This window comes from Ectobacillus antri, assembly GCF_003852715.1.
GTDB lineage: Bacteria > Bacillota > Bacilli > Bacillales > Bacillaceae_G > Ectobacillus > Ectobacillus antri.
Genome location: NZ_RIAV01000044.1, coordinates 1 through 9,251, shown reverse-complemented (window position 1 = coordinate 9,251; position 9,251 = coordinate 1). Strand labels below are relative to the sequence as shown.

Below are 9,251 nucleotides of genomic sequence, written 5' to 3'. Positions count from 1 at the left end.
GCATAATCATATATAGAGCATGGAATAGGCTCGATAGCTAAGTCAATTTCGTACCGTGAGGTACGATTACCTTAGAAGCCCCCACCTCTAAGCGAAGCGTAGGTGGCGGGTAGTTCACTGTGAAATATAGTAAAATCGTAATTTTATATATTGGAAATAAGGCCAAATATAAAGCAAGTTTTTTAGTCCACTTGATACTTGAGACGCTAAGAGTTCGTATATCTTAGTGTCTCAAGTATTAGGTGGATTTTTTATGGTTATAAACATGTGAAGTCATCTAGAATTGCTCAAGAAGCAAAAGAAATCTGAAATGATGTAGCGGCTTTGAAAGTTTGTACTCATATCATGGCATGAGAGGAATATAACCCGGAGATACGTCCGATAGCTGGATTTAAGAGCGAGACTTAGCAAAACATTCATAAATGAAAGCGCCTAAAAAATAGTTGACTAACCTGTATATACAGGTGTATGATGTGGCTATAGATAAAACCTGTATATACAGGTTTTGAAAGCGGTTCATTTATTTACTCTTTATCCCGGGCGAAGAGTAATGCGGACTGTACTCATTTAAAATGAAAACGATAACAGGAGGACGGGGATATGAGCGTAAATAGACAAGCCGCCGAGCAAATTGTGAAAGCTGTTGGCGGAAAAGAAAATATTGTCGCAGCAACACACTGTGTGACGCGACTGCGCTTTGCCTTGGCAGATGAGGAAAAAGTAGATAAAGAGGCACTTGAGAGTATTGATTTAGTAAAAGGTTTTTTCTCTACAAACGGTCAATTTCAGGTAGTTATCGGACAAGGAACAGTGGATAAAGTATATAACGAAATGGTGGAACTGACGGGTATAGGTCGCGCTTCAAAGCAGGAAATTAAGGACGCCGCGGCAGAAAAACTGAACCCATTGCAGCGCGCTATTAAAACGCTGGCGGATATTTTTATTCCCATTTTACCTGCAATCGTAACAGCTGGTTTGTTAATGGGAATCAACAACGTATTAACAGGTCCAGGTATTTTCTTTGAAAAGAAAGCGCTTGTTGATGTATATACAGGTTGGAAGGATTTTGCGAGCATTATCAACTTAATTGCTAATACAGCATTCGTATTCTTACCGGGTTTAATCGGTTGGTCGGCGGTCACTCGTTTTGGTGGCAACCCGCTGCTTGGTATTGTACTGGGCTTAATGCTTGTGCATCCTGATTTATTGAACGCATGGGGCTATGGATCTGCAAAGGAAATTCCGAAATGGGATTTGTTTGGTCTTGAAGTACAAAAGGTTGGGTATCAAGGACAGGTATTACCAGTATTATTGGCTTCTTTCGTACTTGCAAAAATTGAGATTTTCTTAAAAAAACGTATTCCGGACGCACTGCAGCTATTACTTGTGGCGCCGATTGCATTACTGGTAACAGGATTTGTGTCCTTCATTGCCATCGGTCCGATTACATTTGCGATTGGTAATGTCATCACAGATGGTGTGGTGGGTATTTTTGAAGCGGCACCTATTATTGGCGGTTTGCTGTATGGAGCATTATATGCACCCCTTGTCATTACAGGTATGCATCATACGTTCTTAGCGGTCGATTTGCAGCTAATTGGTAGCACGGGTGGCACATTCTTATGGCCAATGCTAGCGCTTTCTAACATTGCACAAGGTACAGCAGCGTTAGCTATGATGTTTGTATTGAAGGATGAAAAATTAAAAGGGTTGTCCGCAACCTCCGCAGTTTCCGCGTACCTTGGCATTACAGAGCCGGCCATGTTCGGCGTGAATTTGCGCTTTCGCTATGCGTTCATATCTGCCGTTATTGGTTCCGCCATTGCAGGTATGTTTATTACTCTAAACGGGGTAAAAGCAACTTCTATTGGTGTCGGCGGATTACCAGGATTTTTATCCATCTTCCCCGATAAATGGGCTCCATTCTTTATCGGTATGGTGATTGTACTCATTGTACCGTTTGTATTGACGTTGTTGTTTGGTAAGTTACGCAACAAATAAAAGGCGCCTGACGGCTAAGTGCCGTCAGGACATTATATGATATGAGAACGATACCAGTTTTAAATAGGCGGTGTAAAAGATGAAACAACCATGGTGGAAAAAAGCGGTCGTATACCAAATTTATCCGAAGAGCTTTTACGATACAACGGGAAACGGCGTTGGTGATTTATTGGGAATTATCGCTAAGCTTGATTATTTACAAACATTGGGCGTTGATGTGATTTGGTTGACACCGATTTACGAGTCGCCGCAGCGCGATAATGGTTACGATATTAGCGACTATTATCGTATTCATGAAGAGTACGGAACAATGGAGGACTTTGAATGCTTATTGAAGGAGGCGCATGCGCGGGGGATTAAAGTCATTATGGATATTGTTGTGAATCATACTTCTACGGAGCATGCTTGGTTTAAAGAAGCGCGCTCTTCAAGAGACAATCCATACCGTGATTTTTATATTTGGAGAGACACACCGACGAACTGGGCATCCAAATTCGGTGGTAACGCATGGGAGTATAATGAAGAGACAGGACAATATTATTTGCATTTGTTCGATGTGACACAGGCAGACTTAAACTGGGAAAACGAAGAAGTACGCAAAAAAGTGTATGAGATGATGACGTTCTGGTTTGAAAAAGGCGTTGATGGGTTTCGACTTGATGTAATTAACTTGATTTCTAAAGATCAGCGTTTTCCAGATGACGATGGTTCGGTGGCGCCGGGAGATGGACGGAAGTTTTATACAGACGGACCGCGCGTACATGAGTTTTTACATGAAGCAAACCAAAAGGTCTTTTCGAAATACGATGCGATGACAGTAGGCGAAATGTCATCCACAACGACTGAACACTGCATTCGCTATTCTAACCCAGCGAGCAAAGAATTAAGTATGACCTTTAACTTCCATCATTTAAAAGTGGATTATGCAAACGGCGAAAAATGGTCGATTGCTGATTTTGACTTTTTGAAGCTAAAAAACATTTTAACAGTATGGCAAACCAAAATGCATGAAGGTGGTGGCTGGAATGCGCTGTTTTGGTGCAATCATGATCAGCCGCGCATCGTATCGCGCTACGGCGACGATAGCAAGTTCCATAAAGAATCGGCGAAGATGCTAGCAACAACAATCCATATGATGCAGGGTACACCGTATATTTATCAAGGCGAGGAGTTTGGGATGACAAACCCTAAGTTCACACGTATTGAGGATTATCGCGATGTCGAGTCCTTAAATATGTATAAAATAAAAAAAGCCGAGGGAATCGACGAGGAGAAGATTCTTGCAATATTGAAGCAAAAGTCCCGTGATAACTCCCGCACACCGGTACAGTGGAGTGGCGAAGTGAACGCAGGCTTCACTACAGGCAAGCCGTGGATCCCAATCGCAGCGAATTACCCGGAAATCAATGCAGAACAGGCAATCGCAGATGAGAACTCTATCTTTTATCACTATAAGCGCCTAATTGAATTGCGTAAGCAATACGATATTATCACAGATGGAAATTATCAACTTATTTTGGGTGAGCATCCACAAATTTTCGCTTACGTACGCAATACGGCAGATGAAAAGCTGCTTGTTATTAATAACTTCTATGGAACTGAAGTAGAATTTATCTTACCGGATGAAGTGGATATTACTGGTTATACAAGTGAACTATTGCTTTCAAATTATAGTGACAGTGCCAACGATGTACATCACATTGTACTGCGACCGTATGAATCGCTTGTATATTATTTGCAAAAATAAGACAAAAAGGAGGCTGGGACAAAAGGTTTTCAGCCCAAGAAAAATCCGAACTATTAGTCGGAATTCTCTACTCAGAATTCGATCTAGTTCGGACTTTTCCTTTATGAGTGTTATTTATTCTGTATTCTTTCGGCTTTAGTTGGACTATACTTTAACTGGCTGCTACAGTACAATAAGAAAAAAGCATACAAAAATGGTGATACTAGATGAGAGAAAGTAAATATACACAAATTTACGAAGAGCTCGCGAGCAAGATTCAAAACGGGCAAATGAAGCCAAATACAAAGCTGCCGTCCGAAAGCGAGCTCGTGGAAAAATACGAAACATCGCGCGAAACTATTCGCAAAGCGTTGAATTTACTGTCGCAAAATGGGTATATCCAAAAGATTAAAGGAAAAGGTTCGTTTGTACTAGATGTACGTCGATTTGATTTTCCCATCTCAGGACTAGTTAGCTTTAAAGAAATTGCCGAGAAAACAGGTAAGCCGTGGCGGACGATTGTATATGAATTTGAAGTAGCGAAAGCAGATGACGCCATTCAGCAGCACTTAGGTGTGAAAGGAACAGAGGATGTTTGGAAGGTGACACGGTCGCGCGAAATGGACGGCGAGCGCATTATTTTGGATAAAGATTACTTTTTAAAAAAGTACGTACCTCATTTAACAAAGGACATTGTGCAAGGGTCTATATATGAATATCTAGAGCGCGATTTAGGACTAAAGATTAGCTTTGCGAAAAAAGAAATTTCAGTTGATGAACCTACAGAAGATGACCGTGCATTTTTAGATTTAAATGGCTACGAGTATGTAGTGGTTGTGAAAAACTATGTATATTTGGAAGATGCTAGTTTGTTTCAGTATACGGAATCTCGACATCGTTTGGACAAATTCCGGTTTATTGAATTCGCGAGAAGGAGACATTAATTACTCCATGTACTGTGTTAACAAAAACAAAAGCAATTTCCCGTCTTGGTGAATACATGCTCAAACAGCCGCACCATTTGGCTACTTTTCATACTATGAGCGAGCGCATTCTTGTGATGCAACATGGTGAAATAGTAGATGCGCTTTTCTGTAGCGGTTGACATTTGTATATGACATATAAGAAGTGCCACCGCGCACTTCTTTTTTGTATTTCAAGAAAGTTCTGATATGGTGTATGATGGAAAAAGAGACAGATGGGAGGATGAACAATGCGCGAGGAATTGAAGCAAGCTATGAAACTACGTGAAGACGGGAAGCTAAAGGAAGCGAATGCGTTGTGCTTGCAGTTGGTCAACCGATATCCAAATGATCCGGATGTGCACTATCAATGCGCGTGGAGCTTTGATGTGCTAGGGGAGGAAGCAGCGGCGGTACCGTATTATGAAAAAGCGATTGCACTTGGCCTTCCTGATAAGGAGCTAGCAGGGGCTTACTTAGGTCTTGGCAGTACATATCGAACGCTAGGAAACTATGAAAAATCGAAAGAAACATTCCAAAAGGGAATGTCACGATTTCCAGAGAACCGGGCGCTTTCGGTGTTTTATGCAATGACCCTACATAATTTACATCAGCATGAGCAAGCCATGGAGATTCTGCTGCGTTGCATCGCTGATACGACAAATGATGCTGAGGTGCTGTCATATCAGCGCGCGATTCGTTTTTATGCCGGGCAGCTTGACCGTGTTTGGCGCGTGCGCATGCAGGTGGACGACTTGAGCGATGAACGCGTGCAGGCATTAATTATGAATCATCTCGAAAGTATGGCGCTACATTCACCGCCGGAAAGCAGGCATGCGCTGCATTTTGATGGTCTGCGTCAGCCGGATGTGACGTTTTGGAGTGCATGGGAGGGGGAAGAGCTTGTCGGGTGCGGTGCGCTGAAGGAACTGGGTGCAGCGCACGGCGAAATTAAGTCAATGAAAACAGATCCCCGTCATGTGCGAAAGGGCGTGGCGCGGCAGGTGCTTGCGCATATTATCGACGTAGCCAAAGAGCGCGGATACACAAGACTCAGCCTGGAAACAGGTTCGATGGCGGCGTTTGCCCCAGCGCGCAGGCTGTATGAAAGCTTTGGCTTTACGTACTGCGAGCCGTTTGCCCATTATAAGCATGACCCCAACAGTATGTTTATGACAAAGGAGCTATGAGAGGCATATGAAAACTATTTCACTAGCATTCTATCAACCACAGTATGAAGAACAGCTTAAAGCTTTTTATTTGCCGCCGCATCAAAGTGATTTTACCGTTTTGCCGTATGAGGCTTTGCAGGTAAGTCAAGAAGATGAGGAGCGCCATCCTGTTGTGATTTTACAGGATGGTCAAGTAGCCGGTTTTTTTGTTCTGCACGGCTGGGGCGGTGTGCAATCATACAGCACCAATACAAGCGCCATGTTACTTCGTGCCTTTTCTGTGCATCCAAATTTTCAAGGACAAGGAATTGCGAGCGAGGCAATTCAAATATTGCCGAAGTTTGTGCGAGAGCATTTTCCTTGGTGCGATGAAATTGTACTCGGCGTGAACCACGCGAATGAGGCGGCGCAGCGTGTGTATGCGCGAAACGGCTTTGTCGATCAAGGTAACCGGGTAATCGGGCGCAAGGGTGAGCAGTATGTGATGCATATGAAGGTACAGGAGAGTCGGGTATGAATTGTATTATTCGCACAGCACAAGAAATGGATGCGGCAGCGCTGGCTGCTGTTCGCCTGCAAATTGACGGCGAGACAGAAAATATGGACCGCGAGCCCGGCGAAGCATATATAGATGAAGCTGGCTTCAGGCGCATCATTCGAGAAGATAACGAAAGTCCGGTACACGTCTTTCTGGTCGCAGAGGTAGATGGATGTATCGCTGGTTTTGCAAGGTGTGTCGGCAGTACCTTAAAGCGTCTTTCTCATCAGGTGGATTTCGGTATTGGTGTACTGCGGCAGTACTGGGGCAACGGCATCGGCAAGCAATTATTGCAAGGCTGCATCGCTTGGGCCGATGCCAATGAGATTGAAAAAATCAAGCTAGCGGTGCTAGAAACAAACACACCTGCGATTGAGCTATATAAAACATACGGTTTTGAAGTAGAAGGTATTTTGCGAAACGATAAGCGTTTGTCAGATGGAAACTACTACAACACGGTACTCATGGGACGACTGCGAAAGTAGTGTCTCACCGCGTTGCAAAATAAAGATGATAGTGCGTTTTACAGCCCTCATTAAATGCGGACTTACAGGTTGGACAATGCGTCACGCTTTGATATTCGTTGATGGTAAGCTCTGTTTGACAAACGCCGCACAAAATCGCTTTCTCATTCCACTCTGCTTTTGGCCAAACCGCACGCTGGTGGTCTTCACAGGCATCGTGGCATTCATAGCACGGATAATATTTGTCGCAGCACTTAAACCGAATGGCAATAATATCTTTTTCGGAATGATAGTGAACGCAGCGTGTTTCCTGATCAACAGTTGGTCCGTATACAGTAATCATATAAAAGCCTCCTTTTTATTTATTGTACAATATGTTAGGGGGGAAGAAATGAATTTTGTGTGGATAAGCATGAGTATATTTGGTTTGGTAAATCTTATTATCTATTTCATTTTACAGCGCGTAAAAGACGAGAAAGACCATGAGCTACCGCTGCGGTATAAGCTTCTCATACAGATGGGCTGTAGTTTTATATGTACCGTACCAATCTTGGCTATTTTTGCATTGTACTTCGGTGTGCTAACAGGGATGAACGCTCTATTTGGTCATTTGTTTGTCATCCAAAATAGTACGGCACTGCTTTGGGCAGTCGGAACGGTCCTGGGTTGGTTGTTAGTGAGCGAAGTGCTGGTGCAGCCTTTGTTACGAGTGGCGATGATGCTGTAGCGATCTATTATTTGCTGCTTTGGGTGCCCGGGATCGAAATTCGTAGTCTTGCGGTGCCGGCTATGATTGCGTTACTAACAGCGCTACTAGATGTTACAGTTGCATTCATTCAGAGGAGGAACAAATGATGGAGACCGTTTTACTATGTTTTATCGCTATGCTGCTTGTATATATTGTGCTATTGCAGAAAGAGCTGCAGCGCTTAAAGGAGAAAGTTCGGCAGCCATTGTCTGAGTCAGAGCAGCGCGCTCTTACAGAAAAGGTGAGAGAGCTACTTAGGCGCGGGGCGAACGTGGAGGCGGTAAAGTTCGTTCGCCAAGAAACAGGTATGGGACTTCTTGCGGCGAAGCAGTATGTAGACCAAATTGGAGGTGACCTATGAGGGTTTTATTTGAGCTCCTTCGAGTTATCGCTATATTTGTTATCATCGGTGGTATGCTAGGGGCTTGCTTGCAAATGTATATGAGGCGCTTGGTAGTAAGGAATACAATTGGCTAGGCTTTGTAGCAATTTTGCTGCTGCTTTTTGTTATGTATCGCAACCGCTGGCAGTTTAGCGGCTGGTATAAGGGAAATGAAAAACTTCCTAAAAAAGCATCGGCAATGCTTGTGTTTGGTGCAGTGGTTTTGTTGCTACTACCTCTAGGTCTTTCAATGGTCAATTAACAAATGTTGCAGGATTGTCACCTTCGTAAAAATCACGGACGTTTCGCAGAAAATCGGTTACAAAACGTTCTCATTTCCATAACATACCACATTTTCAAGCTTTTCTTTGGTATTGTAAGGACAAGCAAGACAACTATACCCGAAGGAGAGTGAGAAACATGTTAGAAAAATTAATGGCGAAATTAGGACACGGTGCTGCAGAGGTTGAATTGTATTTACCGAAGGACACGTTTAAGCCGGGCGATCATATTCGCGGTGAGCTAGTCGTACAAGGCGGCAAAGTTGAACAGCATATCGATTCTATAACAGTAGCGTTAGTCAAGGGCATGGATGCAATGGAATTCGGGGAAACGGCAAAGGTAGAAACGATTCCTATAGTGGACGAATTTACGATTCACCCGCAGGAAACGCGCAACTTCTTGTTTGATTACACCATTCCGCTCTATCTAAAGAACGCCCCTGATGGAGGAAACAGTACAGAGGCGCACACGTACTACTTCGTAACCAAAATGGATGTAGACGGTGCGATCAATGACTATGACCGTAAAAAGGTGTACATCACAGACTCCGGTTTGACGTCTTCTACAACGTATAAAGAAGCGCAGCAAGACACAGCTTACGATCCCCTACAGGATCCAATGAATCCAATTAATCGAAAGATGATATAACAATAAGGGTATAACGAAAAGAATAATAATATGAAAAATAGACCACCTTTGAACCTAGTAAGATTTATGGACTACAGAGGTGGTCTATTTAATTTCTGGATAGGCTACACTTAGTTGGACAGAAGTCATACAAATTCAATTTATAAATGAATAAAGAAAAAGGTCTCTGACAACTAGAAGTCGTTCGCATACGTGAATGATGGTAGTTTTTCTTGCGGGACAGCAAAAAGCAGATAGCCACTCTTTTGTGATCCGCGAGCCGCTCTTGCGGGACAGTAAAACGCAGATAGCCGCTCTCACGTGATCCGCGAGCCGCTCTTGCGGGACA

11 protein-coding genes and 1 pseudogene are annotated in these 9,251 nt (G+C 43.3%); 11 read left to right on the top strand and 1 reads right to left on the bottom strand.

What is annotated here, in order from left to right; translation table 11 throughout:
• Window positions 1-600: 600 nt before the first annotated feature.
• The 7 genes and pseudogenes from treP (at window position 601) to EEJ45_RS17645 (ending at window position 6,884) form a co-directional block, all read left to right on the top strand.
• A complete protein-coding gene (treP, locus tag EEJ45_RS17675; protein ID WP_124566069.1) occupies window positions 601-2,001 on the top strand; it encodes a PTS system trehalose-specific EIIBC component in 1,401 nt (466 codons plus the stop codon).
• A 79-nt stretch (window positions 2,002-2,080) separates the two neighbouring features.
• A complete protein-coding gene (gene treC, locus EEJ45_RS17670) occupies window positions 2,081-3,748 on the top strand; it encodes an alpha,alpha-phosphotrehalase (RefSeq protein ID WP_124566068.1) in 1,668 nt (555 codons plus the stop codon).
• Window positions 3,749-3,954: 206 nt separating this feature from the next.
• Complete coding sequence (gene treR, locus EEJ45_RS17665) at window positions 3,955-4,671, top strand: trehalose operon repressor (RefSeq protein WP_124566067.1); 717 nt, start codon at window positions 3,955-3,957, stop codon at window positions 4,669-4,671.
• A 269-nt stretch (window positions 4,672-4,940) separates the two neighbouring features.
• Window positions 4,941-5,423: pseudogene (locus EEJ45_RS17660) on the top strand (tetratricopeptide repeat protein); the annotation flags it as partial.
• 6 nt (window positions 5,424-5,429) lie between these two features.
• Window positions 5,430-5,879, top strand: coding sequence for a GNAT family N-acetyltransferase (locus tag EEJ45_RS17655; protein ID WP_380018324.1), 450 nt, complete (start codon window positions 5,430-5,432; stop codon window positions 5,877-5,879).
• Between the two features lie 7 nt (window positions 5,880-5,886).
• The gene (locus EEJ45_RS17650) at window positions 5,887-6,378 is read left to right on the top strand and encodes a GNAT family N-acetyltransferase (protein WP_124566066.1); all 492 of its coding nucleotides are present in this window, start codon (window positions 5,887-5,889) and stop codon (window positions 6,376-6,378) included.
• Window positions 6,375-6,884 carry a GNAT family N-acetyltransferase gene (locus EEJ45_RS17645; RefSeq protein WP_124566065.1) on the top strand — a complete coding sequence of 170 codons (510 nt, stop codon included), beginning with the start codon at window positions 6,375-6,377 and terminating at the stop codon, window positions 6,882-6,884. The genes EEJ45_RS17650 and EEJ45_RS17645 overlap by 4 nt, the downstream gene beginning before the upstream one ends.
• Before the next feature lie 4 nt (window positions 6,885-6,888).
• Here the strand turns inward: EEJ45_RS17645 and EEJ45_RS17640 are convergent, their stop codons facing one another.
• Window positions 6,889-7,206 (bottom strand): CHY zinc finger protein, encoded by a 318-nt coding sequence (locus tag EEJ45_RS17640; RefSeq protein ID WP_124566064.1) that lies wholly within the window; start codon window positions 7,204-7,206, stop codon window positions 6,889-6,891.
• Between the two features lie 48 nt (window positions 7,207-7,254).
• Between EEJ45_RS17640 and EEJ45_RS17635 the strand changes: the two genes are divergently transcribed.
• The 4 genes from EEJ45_RS17635 (at window position 7,255) to EEJ45_RS17615 (ending at window position 8,923) form a co-directional block, all read left to right on the top strand.
• Window positions 7,255-7,590: a hypothetical protein gene (locus EEJ45_RS17635; RefSeq protein WP_124566063.1), complete on the top strand. Its 336-nt coding sequence runs from the start codon at window positions 7,255-7,257 to the stop codon at window positions 7,588-7,590.
• Between the two features lie 124 nt (window positions 7,591-7,714).
• On the top strand, window positions 7,715-7,972 hold the full coding sequence (locus EEJ45_RS17625; protein ID WP_124566061.1) for a hypothetical protein: 258 nt from the start codon (window positions 7,715-7,717) through the stop codon (window positions 7,970-7,972).
• Window positions 7,973-8,036: 64 nt separating this feature from the next.
• Complete coding sequence (locus EEJ45_RS17620; RefSeq protein ID WP_124566060.1) at window positions 8,037-8,255, top strand: hypothetical protein; 219 nt, start codon at window positions 8,037-8,039, stop codon at window positions 8,253-8,255.
• Window positions 8,256-8,413: 158 nt separating this feature from the next.
• Window positions 8,414-8,923, top strand: a complete 510-nt coding sequence (locus tag EEJ45_RS17615) for a sporulation protein (RefSeq protein WP_124566059.1) — start codon at window positions 8,414-8,416, stop codon at window positions 8,921-8,923.
• The last annotated feature ends 328 nt before the right edge of the window (window positions 8,924-9,251 follow it).

Bases quoted from the DNA above. Each gene is read 5' to 3' on its own strand.
- treP (WP_124566069.1), top strand. From the start codon at position 601: ATGAGCGTAAATAGACAAGCCGCCGAGCAAATTGTGAAAGCTGTTGGC.
- treC (WP_124566068.1), top strand. From the start codon at position 2,081: ATGAAACAACCATGGTGGAAAAAAGCGGTCGTATACCAAATTTATCCG.
- treR (WP_124566067.1), top strand. From the start codon at position 3,955: ATGAGAGAAAGTAAATATACACAAATTTACGAAGAGCTCGCGAGCAAG.
- EEJ45_RS17655 (WP_380018324.1), top strand. From the start codon at position 5,430: ATGCAGGTGGACGACTTGAGCGATGAACGCGTGCAGGCATTAATTATG.
- EEJ45_RS17650 (WP_124566066.1), top strand. From the start codon at position 5,887: ATGAAAACTATTTCACTAGCATTCTATCAACCACAGTATGAAGAACAG.
- EEJ45_RS17645 (WP_124566065.1), top strand. From the start codon at position 6,375: ATGAATTGTATTATTCGCACAGCACAAGAAATGGATGCGGCAGCGCTG.
- EEJ45_RS17640 (WP_124566064.1), bottom strand. From the start codon at position 7,206: ATGATTACTGTATACGGACCAACTGTTGATCAGGAAACACGCTGCGTT.
- EEJ45_RS17635 (WP_124566063.1), top strand. From the start codon at position 7,255: ATGAATTTTGTGTGGATAAGCATGAGTATATTTGGTTTGGTAAATCTT.
- EEJ45_RS17625 (WP_124566061.1), top strand. From the start codon at position 7,715: ATGATGGAGACCGTTTTACTATGTTTTATCGCTATGCTGCTTGTATAT.
- EEJ45_RS17615 (WP_124566059.1), top strand. From the start codon at position 8,414: ATGTTAGAAAAATTAATGGCGAAATTAGGACACGGTGCTGCAGAGGTT.